At 66.5% G+C, this 17,436-nt stretch carries 16 protein-coding genes, 1 tRNA gene and 1 pseudogene; 4 read left to right on the forward strand and 14 right to left on the reverse strand.

What is annotated here, in order from left to right; genetic code table 11:
- Positions 1 to 220: 220 nt before the first annotated feature.
- Positions 221 to 1,282, reverse strand: a complete 1,062-nt coding sequence (locus B447_RS07815) for a Fic family protein (RefSeq protein ID WP_002938426.1) — start codon at positions 1,280 to 1,282, stop codon at positions 221 to 223.
- Between the two features lie 287 nt (positions 1,283 to 1,569).
- On the opposite strand from B447_RS07815, the pseudogene B447_RS07820 reads away from it, so the two are divergent.
- Positions 1,570 to 2,043, forward strand: a pseudogene (locus B447_RS07820) (IS3 family transposase); the annotation flags it as partial.
- A 38-nt stretch (positions 2,044 to 2,081) separates the two neighbouring features.
- Here the strand turns inward: B447_RS07820 and ychF are convergent.
- Positions 2,082 to 3,173, reverse strand: a complete 1,092-nt coding sequence (gene ychF / locus B447_RS07825) for a redox-regulated ATPase YchF (RefSeq protein WP_002938434.1) — start codon at positions 3,171 to 3,173, stop codon at positions 2,082 to 2,084.
- Between the two features lie 217 nt (positions 3,174 to 3,390).
- On the opposite strand from ychF, the gene B447_RS07830 reads away from it, so the two are divergent.
- Positions 3,391 to 4,305 carry an ATP adenylyltransferase family protein gene (locus B447_RS07830; RefSeq protein WP_002938436.1) on the forward strand — a complete coding sequence of 305 codons (915 nt, stop codon included), beginning with the start codon at positions 3,391 to 3,393 and terminating at the stop codon, positions 4,303 to 4,305.
- Positions 4,306 to 4,319: 14 nt separating this feature from the next.
- On the opposite strand, the gene pth is transcribed toward B447_RS07830, so the two are convergent.
- The 7 genes from pth to B447_RS07865 form a co-directional block, all read right to left on the reverse strand.
- A complete protein-coding gene (gene pth / locus B447_RS07835) occupies positions 4,320 to 4,991 on the reverse strand; it encodes an aminoacyl-tRNA hydrolase (RefSeq protein ID WP_037982543.1) in 672 nt (223 codons plus the stop codon).
- Between the two features lie 39 nt (positions 4,992 to 5,030).
- A complete protein-coding gene (locus tag B447_RS07840) occupies positions 5,031 to 5,630 on the reverse strand; it encodes a 50S ribosomal protein L25/general stress protein Ctc (protein WP_002931056.1) in 600 nt (199 codons plus the stop codon).
- A gap of 90 nt (positions 5,631 to 5,720) precedes the next feature.
- A complete protein-coding gene (locus B447_RS07845; protein WP_002931055.1) occupies positions 5,721 to 6,671 on the reverse strand; it encodes a ribose-phosphate pyrophosphokinase in 951 nt (316 codons plus the stop codon).
- Positions 6,672 to 6,763: 92 nt separating this feature from the next.
- Positions 6,764 to 6,840: transfer RNA gene (locus B447_RS07850), tRNA-Gln, on the reverse strand.
- A gap of 45 nt (positions 6,841 to 6,885) precedes the next feature.
- Complete coding sequence (gene ispE, locus B447_RS07855; RefSeq protein WP_002938447.1) at positions 6,886 to 7,785, reverse strand: 4-(cytidine 5'-diphospho)-2-C-methyl-D-erythritol kinase; 900 nt, start codon at positions 7,783 to 7,785, stop codon at positions 6,886 to 6,888.
- Entirely contained in the window at positions 7,767 to 8,387 is a 621-nt protein-coding gene (lolB, locus tag B447_RS07860; protein ID WP_002938449.1) for a lipoprotein insertase outer membrane protein LolB, read from the reverse strand. The genes ispE and lolB overlap by 19 nt, the downstream gene beginning before the upstream one ends.
- The gene (locus tag B447_RS07865; protein WP_002938450.1) at positions 8,384 to 10,102 is read right to left on the reverse strand and encodes a tetratricopeptide repeat protein; all 1,719 of its coding nucleotides are present in this window, start codon (positions 10,100 to 10,102) and stop codon (positions 8,384 to 8,386) included. The genes lolB and B447_RS07865 overlap by 4 nt, the downstream gene beginning before the upstream one ends.
- Positions 10,103 to 10,341: 239 nt before the next feature.
- On the opposite strand from B447_RS07865, the gene mutM reads away from it, so the two are divergent.
- Together mutM and B447_RS07875 are read left to right on the forward strand one after the other, a co-directional pair.
- Positions 10,342 to 11,160, forward strand: a complete 819-nt coding sequence (gene mutM / locus B447_RS07870; protein ID WP_002931048.1) for a bifunctional DNA-formamidopyrimidine glycosylase/DNA-(apurinic or apyrimidinic site) lyase — start codon at positions 10,342 to 10,344, stop codon at positions 11,158 to 11,160.
- A 119-nt stretch (positions 11,161 to 11,279) separates the two neighbouring features.
- Positions 11,280 to 13,250, forward strand: coding sequence for a dynamin family protein (locus B447_RS07875; protein ID WP_002938452.1), 1,971 nt, complete (start codon positions 11,280 to 11,282; stop codon positions 13,248 to 13,250).
- A gap of 80 nt (positions 13,251 to 13,330) precedes the next feature.
- Here the strand turns inward: B447_RS07875 and B447_RS07880 are convergent, their stop codons facing one another.
- Genes B447_RS07880 through B447_RS07900 form a run of 5 tightly spaced genes read right to left on the reverse strand, consistent with a single transcriptional unit; the run spans position 13,331 to position 17,401 of the window.
- On the reverse strand, positions 13,331 to 13,582 hold the full coding sequence (locus tag B447_RS07880; RefSeq protein ID WP_002938455.1) for a YfhL family 4Fe-4S dicluster ferredoxin: 252 nt from the start codon (positions 13,580 to 13,582) through the stop codon (positions 13,331 to 13,333).
- 19 nt (positions 13,583 to 13,601) lie between these two features.
- The gene (gene coaD, locus B447_RS07885) at positions 13,602 to 14,090 is read right to left on the reverse strand and encodes a pantetheine-phosphate adenylyltransferase (protein WP_002931041.1); all 489 of its coding nucleotides are present in this window, start codon (positions 14,088 to 14,090) and stop codon (positions 13,602 to 13,604) included.
- Positions 14,087 to 14,626 (reverse strand): 16S rRNA (guanine(966)-N(2))-methyltransferase RsmD, encoded by a 540-nt coding sequence (gene rsmD / locus B447_RS07890; RefSeq protein WP_002938461.1) that lies wholly within the window; start codon positions 14,624 to 14,626, stop codon positions 14,087 to 14,089. The genes coaD and rsmD overlap by 4 nt, the downstream gene beginning before the upstream one ends.
- Positions 14,623 to 15,996 carry a M16 family metallopeptidase gene (locus tag B447_RS07895; RefSeq protein WP_002938467.1) on the reverse strand — a complete coding sequence of 458 codons (1,374 nt, stop codon included), beginning with the start codon at positions 15,994 to 15,996 and terminating at the stop codon, positions 14,623 to 14,625. Before B447_RS07895 ends, rsmD begins: the two co-directional genes overlap by 4 nt.
- Before the next feature lie 28 nt (positions 15,997 to 16,024).
- Complete coding sequence (locus B447_RS07900; RefSeq protein WP_002938470.1) at positions 16,025 to 17,401, reverse strand: M16 family metallopeptidase; 1,377 nt, start codon at positions 17,399 to 17,401, stop codon at positions 16,025 to 16,027.
- Positions 17,402 to 17,436: the final 35 nt, after the last annotated feature.

The following is a 17,436-nucleotide window of genomic DNA, read 5'->3' on the forward strand; positions in this document are numbered from 1 at the left end:
GCGGGTGAGGCGGTGGTGAGCAGACATGTTCATGTGGCGGGCGATTGCTGACTATCACCTTATTGTAGGCTACAACGCGGGACGTGTGGTCGGCCGCCGGGGGCGTTGTGCAGCCGGCTCGGTCCGTAAGCGTTGTGTGTCAGGTCGAGGTGCAGACGTTAAACCAGAAGATCGGCGGTAACGCGTTGATTTATATATGATGCTTGTGATTGCTGTTGCATCAGGTTTTTCCCTCCGCCTTGACTTGCGACCATTTCGCGCCGCGTCCCTTTCCTGTTGGGGCGATCACCCCCTCGGCTTTCATGGCGCGCAGGATCACGCGCACCATGTCGCGGCTGATGCCGGGGCAGGCCTCTTCGATCTCCGAGATGGAGAAAGGCAGTTGGCGTTTGAGAATTTCAGAGCGAACGCGGTCGCCCTTGGCACCACGGCCTCGCTCGATGGTGCCCACGCGCTCTTCAAATTCCTTGTACGCGCGCAGCAGGGCACCCCAGAAGTAATCGAGCCACGGGGCGATGTCGTGCGCTGCCTCGTGCCAGCCTTGGGAGCTGGCCTCCAGCGTTTCGTAGTAACTTTCGTTCGATTCTTCGAAGATGCGCTCCAAGCTGATGAAGCGGCCCACCGCATAGTCGAAGTGATAGAGCAGCTGCAGGGTCAACAGCCGAGCCATGCGGCCGTTGCCATCCGGGAAGGGATGGATGCACAGGAAGTCGAGGATCGCCAGCGGCACCAGTACCAAGGGGTCTGCCAAGTGCTGATCCAAGGCCAACCGGTAGCGCGCGATCAGGTCTGCCATTGCGATGGGCGTGAGGTGCGCGGCAACCGGACGAAAGCGGATGCGCGAGCTGCCATCGGGGTGGCGCTCGACGATGTCGTTGTTCGTGGCCTTCCAGTGCCCGCCCGGTTGCGGCATGTAGCGGTACAGCATGCCGTGGAGCTGCAGTACCGTGCCTTCTGATAAAGGCATCTGCCCACCGCTTTCATGGATCAGACTCAGGGCATCGCGGTAGCCCGCCACTTCCTGCTCGGACCGGCTTTGCGGCGTGGCATTCTTGAGCACCAGTGACTTGAGCCGGTGCGCAGCAACGACGACGCCTTCCAGGCGGTTTGATGACTCGGTGGACTCGACCACAGCCACTTGCCGCAGATCGCTCAAGACCTCGGGCGACTGCGCCACGAAGAGCTGCTGCTTGCCCCTGTATTCACCCAGGGCGCGCAGGGTCGCCAGCTGCTGCGCGTCGAAGCGTAGCTTGACGAGGTAGTCTGGCGAGAGTGATTGCATGCAGCAGCATCCGAGTACGAAAGAATGGGGTAATGCTACAGCATATTGGGGTATTTTAAATGAAAATTACCCCAATAAAACTGCAATTACCCCATTTCCGCTGCATGCTTTGAGTTGATGTGCGCCTGTGTGATTAGCCGCGCTTGGATGGGTAGCGCCCTCACCGGCAAGTCAGCCTCAATCCGCACGGGGCGCACGGCATGCCTATCCCGTGCCTGATGCGCCGTGCCGTAGTACTTCCGAGTTCTGACGCTTCGATGCCCAATGTCAGGCGACACCGTAAATTGACCCCCGAGGGCTGGTTGTATCTGGCGGTCGTGATCGACCTGTTCAACCGCGCAGTGATTGGCTGGTCGATCAAACCACGGATGACGACCGACCTGGTGCTCGATGCGCTGTCGATGGCATGGTTTCGCAGGCGGCCGGGACCGGGCGTGCTGTTCCACTCCGATAGGGGTAGTCAGTACGCCAGCCACGCTTACCAGGTCCGACTGGCCGCCTATGGCATGCGCGGTTCGATGTCGCGCAAGGGCAACTGCTGGGACAACGAACCGACTGAAAGCTTCTTCAACGGCCTCGAGAATGAGCGGGTGCATGGCGTGAGCTACGCGACCTGAAACGAGGCCACGAGCGATCTGTTCCAATACATCGCTGTGTTCTACAACCGGAGCCGCCGCCACTCCAGCTTGGGATATCTGTCGCCGATCACGTTCTTGCAGAACTGGATCGAACGACAGGATCAGCAGAAAATGCCAGCATGAAGACGGCCAGTTGGAAGGCGGAAAACGTAGGGCGCCTCTCAGACGTTGAACAGGAAGTTCAGTACGTCGCCGTCCTTGACCACGTACTCCTTGCCTTCGGCGCGCATCTTGCCCGCTTCCTTGGCGCCGGCCTCGCCTTTGCAGGCGATGAAGTCGTCGAAGGCGATGGTCTGGGCGCGGATGAAGCCACGCTCGAAGTCGGTGTGGATGACGCCGGCGGCCTGCGGTGCGGTGTCGCCGACGTGGATGGTCCACGCGCGCACTTCCTTGACGCCTGCGGTGAAGTAGGTCTGCAGGCCAAGCAGCTTGTAGCCCGCGCGGATCAGGCGGTCGAGACCGGGTTCTTCCAGGCCCATGGTCTCGAGGAACTCCTTCTTGTCGGCGTCCTCGAGGTCGGCGATCTCGGCCTCGATCGCGGCGCACAGCGCCACGACCTCGGCGCCTTCTGCGGCGGCATGGGCGCGCACGGCGTCCAGGTGCGGGTTGTTCTCGAAGCCGTCCTCGGCGACGTTGGCGGCATAGAGCACCGGCTTGGCGGTGATTAGGCAGAACGGCTTGAGGCTGGCCCATTCTTCCCTGGCGAGCTCGAGCGCGCGCACCGGCTTGCCCTGGTCGAGCTGGGCGAAGCACTTCTCGAGCACGGCGACGAGGATCTTGGCCTCCTTGTCGCCCGAAGCGGCAGGGCGCTTGTAGCGGTTGATGGCCTTCTCGACGGTGGCCATGTCGGCCAGGGCGAGCTCGGTGTCGATGACCTCGATGTCGCGGATCGGGTCGACGCTGCCGGAGACGTGGATCACGTTGTCGTCGGCGAAGCAGCGCACGACGTGCACGATGGCGTCGGTCTCGCGGATGTTGGCGAGAAACTGGTTGCCCAGGCCTTCGCCCTTGGATGCGCCGGCGACAAGGCCGGCGATGTCGACGAATTCGACGATGGCGGGCTGGATCTTCTGCGGCTTGACGATCTCGGCCAGCTGGGCCAGGCGCGGATCAGGCACCTCGACGATGCCGACATTGGGCTCGATGGTGCAGAAGGGGTAGTTCTCGGCCTGGATGCCGGCCTTGGTCAGCGCATTGAACAGGGTCGACTTGCCGACGTTGGGCAGGCCGACGATTCCGCATTTCAGGCTCATGTGAATCCTTGATCGTTCCGGTGCGCGCCGCCGCTCGCAGGGCTACGGGCTTGATCCGGTGTGGAAAACCCCGGATTGTACCGCGTCGCAGTGTGGTGCTCCAAAGGCGATCCCTTCGCATGACGAGACGAGGCGGCGTGGCTCTTGTCCTGTGCCTGGCCTACAATCGTTCGTCCTGCATTTGTGCAAAACAGAAACCAGAAACAGGGAGACATGGATGAACGCGAGTTGGATCGAGGCGATCGACGACCGTAGCACGGCGGCGCTGGCGTCGGGGGCGCTGGTGCCGGTACAGGCCGAGCAGGTCGAGATGGAGGACGCCGGCATGCGCTTCATCGTGCGCTGGGTGTCCTCGCTCGCGGCCAAGGATGCCAGCAAGGCGGCCGCGGCGGTGAAGGCTGAGGGCGCCAAGGACGACAAGGCGGTGGCGATTCCCGGCGGTCCGCGCGATCCGAGCTTCAACCCCTTCCTGAACCCGGACCCCGAGCTCACCGTTGGGCCGGTCGGCGGCCATCATGTCGCGATCCTGAACAAGTTTCCGCTGTGCGCGCGTCACCTGGTGCTGGCGCGGCGAGAGTTCGCCGAGCAGTTGTCACCGCTGGCGCTTTGTGACTTTGCCGCGCTTGCCGAGCTGATGGCCGCGGCAGGCGGGATCGGGCTCTACAACGGCGGCGCTGCCGCGGGCGCCAGCCAGCGCCACAAGCATGTGCAGTGGATGCCGGAGGCCGCGGGCAATGCCAGCCTGCGCCTGTTCGTGCCCGGGCTGCCGGCAGCGCTGGCAGAGCAGGGGGTGGCCACGCATCCGGCGCTGCCGATGCGGCACTGCTTCGTGCGTGTGCGCTGCGGACGGGGTGAGGCGGTGGCCGTGTCAGCCGACAGCCTGCTGGCGGGCTTCGAGCGTGCCTGTGCCGAGCTCGGGTTGCGCCCGGGCGAGGATGGCCTGCTGCCGCCCTTCAACCTACTCGTGGGTGATGGCTGGCTGCTGGCGATTCCGCGCAGCCGGGAGCATTTCGAGGGCATCTCGATGAGCGCAGTGTGCTTCGGCGGGACCTTATACACCCGCCACCGCGAGCAGATCGAGGCGATCCGTGCGGTGGGTCCGCTGCGCGCGCTGGCTGCAGTCGGCTACTGAGCGCGATCAGGGCCTCAGCCGTCCCCTGCGGGCGGCTCGTCCGAGCCGACGGCTGCGGGTGGCCCGGGGGGCTTGGGCGGCTTCGGAGGTTTGGGCGGCGCGGGGCGTGCGTTGAGCCTGGTGGCGGCGGCATTGAGCTCGCCGCGCTGGATCTGCGGCCAGACCGCGAGCGCCTTGTCGATGGCCTCGTCGATCAGCTGCTGCTCTTCGCGCCGTGCGGGCTTGAGCACGAAATTGACCACCTCGTTGCGGTCGCCGGGGTGGCCGATGCCGATGCGCAGGCGCCAGTAGTCGTTGGTGCCGAGGTGGGCGGAGGTGTCCTTGAGTCCGTTGTGGCCGCCGAGGCCGCCGCCGAACTTGAGGCGCAACTGGCCGGGCGGCACGTCGAGCTCGTCATGGACGACGAGGATCTCGGCCGGTTCGATGCGGTAGAAGCGCGCCAGCGCACCAATGGCCTGGCCGGAGCGGTTCATGTAGGTCTGTGGCATCAACAGCCACATGCCGGCTTCGCGCGCGTTGGCGACCAGGCCGTGGAAGCGTGATTCGTGCGAGAAGCGTACGCCGAACTTGTCGGCGAGCCGCTCACAAAACCAAAACCCGGCGTTGTGCCGGGTCTCGGAGTATTCGGCGCCCGGGTTGCCGAGGCCGACGATCAGACGAGGCGGGCGCATGGGCGCAGTGCTCATCAGTGTCGGCCTTGGCTGTACGGGCAGGGCTGTGGCCGATCAGGCTGCTTCGCCTTCGCCTTCGGTCGCAGCGCCCTTGACCAGCAGCGCGGTGGCGACCACGGGGTCGCCTTCACCGTGCATCACCAGCTCGACACCGGCCGGCAGCTTGATCTGCGACACGTGCACCGACTGGCCGGCTTCCAGCGCGGACAGGTCGACCGAGATGAACTCGGGCAGATCCTTGGGCAGGCACTGGACGTCGATTTCGTTGATGGTGTGCGAGATCATGCAGCCACCGAGCTTGACGGCCGGGCTGACGTCGTCGCCGACGAAGTGCAGCGGCACCTTCAGGTGCATCTTCTGGTCGGCAGCGACGCGCTGGAAGTCGATGTGCAGCACTTGCTGCTTGAACGGGTGCCACTGGGTGTCACGCAGCACCACGGATTCCTTGGCGCCCTCGACCTCGATGCTCAGCACGGAGGCGTGGAAAGCTTCCTTGCGCAGCAGGTGGTAGAGCTCGTTGTGGTCCATGGTGATCAGGCTGACTTCGCCCGCGCCGCCGTAGATGATGCCCGGCAGCTGGCCGGCGCGACGCAGGCGGCGGCTCGCACCCGTACCCTGAGCGTCACGCTTGGTGGCCTTGAATTCGATCTGCATTGTGTTGCTCCTGAGTGAAGAGTGTCTTCGCCCGCGACCAGGCGAAGACGGTGAAAGCCCGTACGGCACGGGGCCGTACGGGCGAAAGACTTATTCCATGAACAGCGAGGACACCGATTCCTCGTTGCTGATGCGCAGGATGGTGTCGGCCAGCAGGGAGGCGACCGAGACCTGGCGGATGCGGTTGCAGGCCTTGGCGTCCTCACGCAGCGGGATGGTGTCGGTGACGACGAGTTCGTCGAGCGCCGAATCATTGATGCGCGATACGGCTGCGCCCGACAGCACGGCGTGCGTGCAGTAGGACAGCACGCGCTTGGCGCCGTGCTCCTTGAGCGCGGCAGCCGCCTTGCACAGCGTGCCTGCGGTGTCGACGATGTCGTCCATGATCACGCAGGTGCGGCCTTCGACCTCGCCGATGATGTTCATGACTTCGGACACGTTGGCCTTGGGGCGGCGCTTGTCGATGATCGCCAGGTCGCATTCCATGCGCTTGGCGAAGGCGCGTGCGCGCACCACACCGCCGACGTCGGGCGAGACCACGAGCAGGTCGTCGTACTTCTGCTTGTCGAGGTCGGCGAGCAGCACCGGCGCCGCGTAGACGTTGTCCACCGCGATGTCGAAGAAGCCCTGGATCTGGTCGGCGTGCAGGTCCATGGTCAGCAGGCGCTGCACACCCACGGCTTGCAGCATGTTGGCGACGACCTTGGCCGTGATCGGCACGCGCGCCGAACGCGGGCGGCGGTCCTGGCGGGCGTAGCCGAAATACGGGATGGCAGCGGTGATGCGGCCGGCAGAGGCGCGCTTGAGCGCATCGACCAGCACCAGCAGTTCCATCAGGTTGTCGTTGGTCGGCGAGCAGGTGGGCTGGAGGACGAAGACGTCCTTGCCACGCACGTTCTCGAGCAGTTCGACATTGACCTCGCCGTCCGAAAAGCGGCCGACGGTGGCCGAACCGAGGGAGATACCCAGACGTCGCGTCACATCGGCGCCAAGCTTGGGGTTGGCGTTGCCGGTGAAGACCATCAGGCTGCCGTGGGGCATTTCAGCTACTCCGAAGCCGTTTAAACGACGCGCGAATAAAAATTGTCGCGCAGAAACGACTCGGGCAGGCCCATGGCCTGCCCGTCGTCATCTGGCTGGGGAGGAAGGATTCGAACCCTCGAATGCCGGAATCAAAATCCGGTGCCTTAACCGACTTGGCGACTCCCCAAGAAACCTTTTCGCCCGCGATGCAGATCGCTTGGCAGGGCGGGCGCTATTGTAACCACTCGTAAAGCGGATGGCGAGCAAGACTGCGCGCTTTCCAAGCTTTCCAGCGTGGCGGACAACTTTTCGTGATGCGATCCGCTTGCTCCTCAGAGCGTGCTTCCGCAAACACGCAGGCGCCCGAGCCTGTCATTCTGGCTGGTGCAAAGTTGCTCAGCCAGTCGATCGCTTCTTGCACCTCCGGGTAACGATTGCAGGCTACTGTCTGCAGGTCGTTGTGGGTGGTGCTTGCTGCGAAGTCCGCCATTTTGATGAGAGGTGTGTTGCGCGTCAAGTCCTTCGACGAAAAAATTTCTGCAGTCGGTATGGAGACGCCTGGCGACAGGATCACGTACCACGCCGAGGGCAGCGTCAGGGCTTGCAACTGCTCGCCAACGCCCTCGGCGAAGGCATCCTCGCCGAAGACGAAAACCGGCACGTCGGCGCCCAGTTCGAGTCCGATGGTCTGCAATTGCGCGCGTGACTGGCCGGTTTGCCAAAGGCGGTTGAGCGCGATCAACGTCGTGGCTGCATCGCTGCTGCCGCCGCCCAGCCCGCCGCCCATCGGTAGTTGCTTGTGCAGGGTAATGTCTGCTCCCAGGGTGGTGGCCGTGCGTTGTTGAAGCAGGCGTGCGGCGCGCACGACAAGGTCCTGTTCCTCGGCAACGCCAGCGATGGCGTTGGTGCGCCGGATGACGCCATCGGTGCGCAGCCGCAGGTCGATCGTGTCGCCCCAGTCGAGCAGGCGGAATGCGGTCTGCAACAGGTGGTAGCCATCGGGCCGACGGCCGACGACGTGCAGGAAGAGGTTGAGTTTGGCGGGCGCAGGGCAGCCCAGCAGTTGGGTCGGCTTGCCGGCTTGCAGAACGGTGCCGAGGAGGGGGGCTGTGTTCAGGGCAGGATGGTCCATGAATCGGCTATCAGTCGGATGCGGGCATCGCCGCGGGAGATGTCCACCCGCGTGGGCAGGGCCTGGGCGCTGTCGTCGGCATAGGCGGCGTACTCGATCCGCCAGCCGCGGTCGATGAGCAGTACGGGGCGCCCGGCGGTGTCGCGCAGGCGCACCTCGGCGCTGCCGTCGGTGACCGCCTGCACCCACAGGCGCAGGCGCGCAGCGGGGATGTCGACGTTGAGCACCCGGGGAAGCAGCAGGTCTGCGCTCGGGGCCTCGATGATCGCGCCGTCGGCGGTGCTCAGGCGGGCGCCCTCAGCGCTGCTGTCGAGGCGGGCGGCGATCTGGCCGAGCGGGGACAGCAGCACCAGCGTATCGGCGTCGGGCGTGTGCTGCCACTCCAGCCTGCCGCTTGCACCCTGCACTCCGTCGCTTGCCGACAGGCGGCCTTCTAGCAGGAAGGCGGGCAATGCCGTGCGCGCGGCCGCGGGCGTGCCGCCTGCCGGCGATGAGGGGAGCAGGGGGGCGCATGCAGTGAGCGCCAGGCTGGCGCCCAGAGCCAGGAGCAGCACGCGCCGCTGGCGGCCGTGCCGGAGGTGTGCAGGCTGCGCAGTGCTCATCGCACGCCCAGGCGCAGCGCGGTGTCGTTGAGCAGGCGGTTGTCGGGGTGGGCGCTCAAGGCCTCGTCGAAGATGCGGCGGGCCGCGTCCTTGCGCTCCAGCGCCCACAGCACTTCGCCGAGATGGGCTGCGATCTCGGCGTCCTGGCGGATCGAGTAGGCGCGCTCCAGGTGCTCGAGCGCGGCCAGCTTGTCGCCGCGTCGGAAGTGTACCCAGCCCAGGCTGTCGAGAATGAAGGGGTCGTCGGGGGCGAGCTCGAGCGCGCGCTCGATCAGTTCGTGCGCTTCGTCCAGGCGCAGGTTGCGGTCTGCGAGCGAGTAGCCGAGGGCGTTGTGGGCGTGGGCATGCTCGGGGTCGAGCTCGATGATGCGGCGCAGGCGCGTCTCCATCAGGTCGATACGGTCGAGGCGCTCGGCCAGCATGGCCGACTCGTAGAGGAGGTCGGTATCGTCGGGCGTCTCGCGCAGGGCGTCATCGATCACCAGCAAGGCCTCGCCCGGCTGGTTCGCGTCGCGCAGCAGATGCACCTCGGCGAGGACCAGCCGGCGCTGGGTCTCGGGTTCGTCGGCTTCAGCCTGCAGCAGCGTCCGGGCTTCATCCAGGCGGCCTTCCTTCGCCAGGCTCTGGGCGCTGCGGATGATGGCTTCGGTGCGGTGTCCCTCGTCGCTGACATCGGCAAACCACTGGCGGGCGCGTTCGCCCTCGCCGCGTCCGTCGGCGATCTGGCCAAGGTGGAGGCGGATGATGTCGGCTTGCGGGTGCCCGGCGGCAAGGGCGCGCAGGAAGCTGGACTCGGCCTCGCTGGCTTCGCCGAGCTGGAGCGAAAGCAGGCCGACGGCATAGTGCAGCTCGGCATCCTCGGGCGCGCCGACGAGCAGGTGGCGGAACTCGGCACGCGCTTCGGCAAAGCGCTGGTTGCCGACCAGGGCGCGTGCGTAGGCCTGGCGCAGGCTGCGGCTTTCGGGCGCACGCTTGACCTCGGCTTCGAGCTGGCGCATGGCTTCGGCGCCGGCGCCCGCCTGTTGCAGGATCTGGGCCTTGAGCAGCACGCCGGGTTCCCAGCCCGGGCGCAGTGCGAGCGCGCTGTCGGCCGCAGCGAGGGCCTCCATCGGGGACTCGGCGATCATGGCGGCCTGCGCACGTGCGACATGGGCTTCAGGCACTTCAAGGTAGGGCTCGGTGAGGCGTTGCACGATCTCCTTGGCGGCCTGCTTGTCCGGGATGCGCGCGAGCGTGCGGTTGAGGCCGAGCAGGTTCTGCGGCAGGCGCTCGCTCGACTGGGCGAGCACACGCGCGAGCTGGATCTGCACCGCGTCGAGATCGATGCTGTCGCGTGCCTCCCCGGACCCGGCGATGCTTGCGAGCAGGCGGCGGGCCTCCTCCGACTCCGGCGCGACTTCGCTCCAGATGTGCGCAGCCTGGATCGCGAGCTGGACGTTGCGCGAGTACATTGCGATCTCGGTGGCTCGGCGCGCGATGCGCGGGTCGCGGGTGGAGCGCGCAAGGTCGAGGTAGAGCTGGGCGGATAGGCCGATTTCGCCGCGGGCGCCGGCGATCTCGGCGAGCAGGAAGTGGTACAGCGTGCGCGCGGTGAGTTCCTGCGCTGGCAGTGCGCCGCCGACGATGTCGCCATTGGCTGCTACGGCGGTCCCGCCCGTGCCCAGCGCGAGTGCGAGGCAGACTGATCGGGCAAGGCGCTTCAAGTGGGTCTTCATGGGCAGGGTCCGGCAGACTTCGATCGATGCGGCGCAGGCCGCGGCGTTGCGGGGCCGTGTGCGGGCTGACGCGGGTTGGAGGGCTGATCTAGAATTCGGTTCGCGTCATGGTATGCAGTTCGATGCACTGCTCGCAAGCAGCGTGCGCCATTGGCACCGCCCGGCCCGCGAATGTGGGTGCTCCGCCCGCTGCGCCTTCCCTTCCCGTCACGGGGTTTCGCCTCGCCCAGCCCATCTTCATGCCCGAACTGCCAGAAGTCGAGACTACCCGCCGCGGTATCCAGCCGCATGTCGAAGGGCGTTGCCTGAACGCTGTCGTGGTACGCAATGCGCGCCTGCGTGAGCCCGTACCCGACAACCTGGCCGCGCAGGTGGGGGGGCGCACGCTGCAGGCGGTGACGCGGCGCGCCAAGTACCTTCTGTTCGATTTCGGTACGGGGACGGTGATCGTGCATCTTGGCATGTCCGGCAGCCTGCGCGTGGTGCAGGCGAATGAGCCCGCAGGTGTCCATGATCATGTCGATTTCGTGTTCGGTGCGCAGGCCTTGCGTCTGCGCGACCCGCGCCGCTTCGGCATGGTGCTCTGGCAGCCCGGTGCCGCGTCCGGGCACCGGCTGCTTGCCGGTCTGGGGCCCGAGCCGCTCGAAGCCGGCTTCGACGGTGCCTGGCTGTACCGCGTCACGCGTGGGCTGCGTGCTCCGATCAAGCATGTGCTGATGGACAGCCACAAGGTTGTCGGTGTCGGCAACATCTATGCTTCCGAGAGCCTGTTCAGGGCGCGCATCCATCCGCTCCAGGTGGCTGGGCGGCTCGGCGAGCAGCGTTGCGAACGCCTCGTCAGTACCGTGCGCGAGACGCTGGAGGCGGCGATCGCCGCGGGCGGCAGTACCTTGCGCGATTTTGTCGGTGGCGATGGCCAGCCGGGTTACTTTCAGCAGCAGTACTTCGTCTATGGCCGTGACGACGAGGCATGCCGGGTGTGCGGTACGCCGGTGCGGCGGATCGTCAGCGCCCAGCGTGCCACCTACTTCTGCCCGCGCTGCCAGCGGCGCAACTAGGTCGCTCGTCGGCCGTGGCACGCCTCCTGTCCGCAGCAGGCGCTTTTCACGTTGTAAACGGCGGTGCTCGCCGCTATCCTTCAGGAATATCCATGGCAACCCACTCGACGAGGGTGCAGATGACCGATCTGACCGAACAGTTCTCCGCCTACGCCCGCTGGCGCGCCAATGCAGGCGATGCGGTGACCCGCCTGCGCAGCTGGCTGACGCGCAACGAGGTGGGTGACGCGCAGTCCGACCTGCGCCTGCAGTACCTGCTCGAGCGCCTGCGTGACGACAAGCTGACGGTGGCTTTCGTTGCCGAGTTTTCGCGCGGCAAGTCCGAGCTCATCAACGCCATCTTCTTTGCCGACCATGGCGATCGCATCCTGCCCTCGAGCGCCGGGCGTACCACGATGTGCCCGACCGAGCTGCAGTGGTCCAAGGGGGCGAAGGCCGAGCTCAGGCTGCTGCCGATAGGTACGCGCGTGCGCCAGACGCCGGTCAGCGAGCTCAAGCGTTATCCCGAGGAGTGGCATGTGTTGCCGCTCGATGCGGTCGATGCGCCCAGCCTGCAGCGTGCGCTCGCACGCGTGGGCGACACCCAGCGCGTCAGCCAGCCCGAAGCCGACGCGCTCGGCTTCGCGGTCGATGTCAAGGGCGAGGAGGGCATCAAGCCCGGCGCCGACGGCTTGGTCGAGATTCCGGTCTGGCGCCATGCGGTGATCCAGTTCCCGCACCCGCTGCTCGAGCAGGGCCTGGTCGTGCTCGATACGCCCGGCCTCAACGCCATCGGCGCCGAGCCCGAGCTGACGCTGTCAATGTTGCCCAATGCGCACGCCGTGCTCTTCATTCTGGCGGCCGACACCGGGGTGACGCAGAGCGACCTTGCCGTATGGCGCAGCTACGTGCAGGGTGGTGCGGAGCGCCAGCGCGGTCGCATGGTGGTGCTGAACAAGATCGATGGCCTGTGGGACGGCCTGCGCGACGAGGCGCGGATCGACGCCGAGATCGCGCGCCAGGTCGATTCGGTGGCCGATACGCTGGGCATCGAGCCCGCCGCGGTCTTCCCGGTGTCGGCGCAGAAGGGGCTGGTGGCCCGCATCCAGGGCGATGCGGCGCTGCTCGAGCGTAGCCGCGTGCCCGTGCTCGAGCGCGCCTTGAGCGAGGACCTGCTGCCCACCAAGCAGGAGATCGTGCGCGAGGACATGTTCGCCGAGACGCACGAGGTCATCGCTGCCACGCGCGGCCTGCTGGAGGCCCGCCTGGGCAGCCTGCGCGAGCAGTTGCAGGAACTCACCGACCTGCGCGGCAAGAACCAGAGCGTCATCGAATACATGATGCGCAAGATCCGCAGTGAAAAGGAGGAGTTCGAGCAGGGCCTGCAGAAGTACTACGCGGTGCGCTCGGTGTTCTCCAACCTGACCAACAACCTTCTTGCCCACATGGGGTTGGATGCATTGCGCGACGAGACCCGACGCACGCGCGAGGCCATGCTCGAGTCCTCCTTCTCGCGCGGCCTGCGCGAGGCGATGGAGGGCTTCTTCAAACACTTGCGCGCCAATCTGGAGCGGTCGACGGCAGAGATCGGCGAGATCACGCGCATGCTCGACGCAATGTACAAGCGCTTCAGCGTCGAGCACGGGCTCAAGCTGACGCCGCCGGAGGGTTTTTCGACGCTACGCTACGAGAAGGAGATCGATCGCCTCGAGGCAGCCTTCAATCGCCAGATCAACACCGCGCTGGTGTTGGTCACGACGGAGAAGCACGCGCTCACGCAGAAGTTCTTCGAGACCGTGGCGGTGCAGGCGCGCCGCACGTTCGAAATCGCCAACCGCGACGTCGAGCAGTGGTTGCGTGCAGTCATGTCGCCACTGGAAACCCAGGTGCGCGAGTACCAGATCCAGCTCAAGCGCCGCCTTGAGAGCGTGAAGCGCATCCACGAGGCGACCGACACGTTGGAGAGCCGTGTCGATGAGCTCAAGCAGGGCGAGCAGGCCGTGCTGGCGCTCATCGCCGACCTCGATGCGCACGAGAACGCGATCGCAGACGCGCTTGGCCTCGCCCGGGTGGAATCTGTCGACATGGAGGCGGGGCGCGCCGTCGCCTGAGCGCATGCGGCCGCAAAGACGAATGGGCGAGCCGCGGCTCGCCCATTCGAGTTTTCAGCGTCTGCCCGCCGAGAAGGGGCTCAGGCCTTGCCGGTCAGCTTGAGGAACTTCTCCATGAGCTGATCCTTGGTTTCCTTGTGGTCGGGATCGAGCGGGATACAGTCGACCGGGCACACCTGCTGGCACTGCGGCTCGTCGAAGTGGCCGACGCATTCGGTGCACTTGCCGGGGTCGATCTCGTAGATCTCGTCACCCTGGGAGATGGCGCCGTTCGGGCACTCCGGTTCGCACACGTCGCAGTTGATGCATTCGTCGGTAATGATCAGAGCCATGTTCTTTGCTTCCTTGCTTTCACTTTGAGTTCAGTTTTTCCTGCAGCCGTGCCAGCACCTGAGGCTGCACGAACTTGCTTACGTCGCCGCCGAGGCGGGCGATCTCACGCACCATGGTGGCCGAGATGAACATGTACTCTTCTGCCGGGGTCAGGAATACTGTTTCGACGTCCGGATAGAGCTTGCGGTTCATCCCCGCCATCTGGAATTCGTATTCGAAGTCGGACACCGCACGCAGGCCGCGCAGAATTACGCGCGCATTCTGCTGCAGCAGGAAGTCCATGAGCAGGCAGTCGAAGCCGACCACCGTCACATTGGGAAAGGCGGCGACGGCCGAGCGTGCGATCTCGACCCTCTCCTCGAGCGAGAAGATCGGGTTCTTGCTGTTGCTCTTGGCCACCGCGACCACGACACGGTCGAACAGCACCGAGGCCCGTCGCACGAGGTCCTCATGGCCTCGGGTGAACGGGTCGAAGGTGCCTGGATAGACCGCAATCGCTTCCTTCATTCATCGCTCCCACGCATCAGATGGAAATGAACCTGGCCGGCATGTCCTTGCCTGACGACGTGCCACTTGCCCAGGCTCGTGACCGGCGCCTCGGCTTCCACGTAAAGCCAGCCACCGGGCTGGACGATGCGGTCGAGCCAGGGGGCTACACGCTCGATCCAACCCTGCTTGTACGGGGGGTCGAGGAACACGCCGTCGAACCTTCGCGGTGTGGTTTGCGCGAATCTTACCGCATCGCCGCGCACGATCTCTACTTGCGATGCTTGTAGGGTCTTTGCCGATTTGTGCAGTGCGTCCAGGGCGCGTGCATCACGCTCGACCAGCACCACGCCCGCGGCACCGCGCGAGGCCGCCTCGAAACCGAGGATGCCGGTGCCGGCGAACAAGTCCAGGCAGTGCTGGCCGTCCAGATCCTGGCCCAGCCAGTTGAACACGGTTTCGCGCACGCGATCGGGCGTGGGGCGCAGTCCCTGAGCCTGGGCGACGTCGAGCAGGCGGGAGCGCCATTGCCCGCCGACGATGCGTACCCGGCTCAATTGGCGCCATCCGTTATCGCGGCGCTCGGCGTGGCAGCGGCATCCGGCGCGCGATCACCGTCGCCGCCAGCGATCACGGTGATGAGCTGATCCGGGCGGATGCGGCGTTGCCAGGCGTCGCGCACGGCCGCCACGGTGACCTTCTCGACGTGTGCTGGATAGGTGTCGAGCCAGTCCAGGGCGAGGCCGTAGAAGCCGATCATGGCGACATGGTCGAGCAGCTTGGCGTTGGAGTCGAGGCGCAGTCCGAAGCCGTTGATCAGGTTGTCCTTGGCGGCCTGCAACTCGTCGGCAGTCGGTCCTTCGGCTATGAAGGTGTCGAGTGTCTGGCGCACGACCGAGAGTGCGTCGTCGGCCTGGCTGCCGCGCGTCTGCAGCCCGATCTGGAAGGGGCCGGCGACCTGTTGCGGCGACAGGAAGCTATAGATGCTGTAGGCGAAGCCGCGCTGCTCGCGCACTTCGCGGGTCAGGCGCGACACGAAGCCGCCGCCGCCCAGGACGTGGTTGCCCACCAGCAGCGCGAAGTAGTCCGCATCCTCGCGTGCCATGCCGGGCTGGCCGACGAGGATGTGGGCCTGGGCTGAAGGGTGGGGGATGCGGAAAGTCTGGGCGCGGGTGGGGGTGGGGGGCGGCGGCGGGCTGGCGGCTGCGGTCTGCGGCAGGGCTTCGGTGAGGCGCACGGCGATGCGCTCGGCCGTGGCGCGGTCGATATCGCCGACGATCGCCACTGCGGCGCGGTTGGCGCCGTAGTATCGGCGATGGAAGTCCGCCAGGTCTTCACGGCTGATCGCCGCCAGCGATTCCGGGCTGCTGTTGTTGCCGTAGGGGTGGCTCGCGTAGAGCGCGGCATTGAACTGGCGGGCAGCAAGGCTGCCCGGCTTGGTCAGCGCCTCGCGCAGGCCGGCGATCGCGCGTGCGCGCTCGCGCTCCAGGATCTCGGCAGGGAAGGTCGGTCGCGCCAGCACGGTGGCAACGAGTTCGACGGCCGCGTCGAGCTCGGCTGGCGACGACAGGCTGCGCAGCGCCAGACTGGCGCGGTCGTTGTCGGCGCCGCCGCGAACCTGGGCGCCGAGGTCGGCCTTGCGGTCGGCGATGGTCTGTTCGTCCAGGTTGCCGGCGCCCGCATCGAGCAGGGCCTGGGTCATGCTAGCCAGGCCGGCCTTGTCGGCAGGGTCGAGCGCGGTGCCGGCGGCAAAGCTCACCTGGATATCGACCAGGGGCAGGGCGCGGCTTTCGACGAAATGCACGCGCGCGCCGGTCGGTGCGACCCAGTGCTGGATCTGCGGGCCGGCGAGTGCAGGTGAGGCCAGGCCGAGGAAGCCGGCGAGGGCGAGAGCGGGGATGATCAGGGGGCGGATCGATGCGCGCATGGTTGCAGCGGTTTCCTGTGCTGAGGCGTCAGTGGCGGGCGGGGGCGAAGGGCGAGCGCGGGCGTTGTTCGCCGAGCGGCTGCGGGTCGAGACGGGCGATGCTGAGGCTGGCGTCGTCGAAATAGCGCCGCGCCACCGCTTGCACCTCGTCCGCAGTGACTGCGCGCAGGCCTTCGAGCAGCCTGTCCTCGTCGCGCCAGGACAAGCCTGCCGACTCCAGGTAGCCGATCTCCATCGCCTGGCCCATCAGCGAGTCGCGCTTGTAGACGCGGCTGGCGATGGCCTGGGTCTTGACGCGGGCGAGCTCTTCCGCGCTGATGCCGTGGTCGCGGACGCGCTGCAGTTCGGCGCGCAGCGCGGCCTGGAGTTCATCTACCGTGCGCCCCGGGGCGGGTACGCCGTCGAGGTAGAACAGCGACGGGCCGCGGCCGCTGCCGTCGTAGCCCGCGCCGACCGACACCGCGAGCTGTTCGTCGCGCACCAGGCGGCGGGTGAGGCGGGCGCCGTCATAGCCGTCGAGCACTGCGGCGAGCACCTGCAGCGCGTACGGTTCGCGCTCGTTTGCCGGGTCGCGCAGGGTGGGCACCTGCCAGGCCATGGCCAGGTAGGGCAGTTCGGCCGGTGCCCGCACCTCCGAGCTGCGCGGACCGCGCTGGGCAGGCTCGGGCGAGATGCGGCGCTCGGGCAGGGCGCGTGCCGGGATCGCGCCGTAGTGCTGCTCGGCGTCGCGGAAGACCTGTTGGTGGTCGACGTCGCCCACGACCACCAGCCAGGCATTGTTGGGCGCATACCAGCGCCGGTACCACTCGCGGGCGTCCTCGGGTTGCATGGCCTCGAGGTCGGGCATCCAGCCGATCACCGGGCGGCGGTAGGGATGAGCCTGGAAGGCGGTGGCCATCAGCTGCTCGTAGACCAGCGCGCGCGGCTGGTCGTCGGTGCGCAGGCGACGTTCCTCCTTCACGACCTCGAGCTCACGCGCGAACTCGTCGTCGGTGAGCACCAGGTTCTGCATGCGGTCGGCCTCGAGTGCCATCATCGCCGGCAGATGGGCGGGCGGCACCTGCTGGAAGTAGGCGGTGTAGTCCTTGCCGGTGAATGCATTGTCACGCCCGCCGACGGCGGCGACGCGCTTGTTGAACTCGCCCGGGCCGACCTCTCGCGTGCCCTTGAACATCATGTGTTCGAGCACGTGGGCCACGCCCGACACGCCGTCCGGCTCGTCCATCGCGCCAGCGTTGTACCAGACCATGTGCACCACGGAGGGCGCGCGGCGGTCTTCCTTTACGATCAGCTTCATGCCGTTTGCAAGCGTGGTCTCGAACGGGTTGGCGAGGGCGGGCGGTGCGGCCAGGGTGGCTGCCGCAATGCCCAGCAGCACTGAACGAAGGCGGGGTGAGCGAAACATGGAGTTGTCCTGCATCTGTTAGAATTCGCGGCATT

The organism is Thauera sp. 27, assembly GCF_000310125.2.
Taxonomy (GTDB): domain Bacteria; phylum Pseudomonadota; class Gammaproteobacteria; order Burkholderiales; family Rhodocyclaceae; genus Thauera; species Thauera mechernichensis.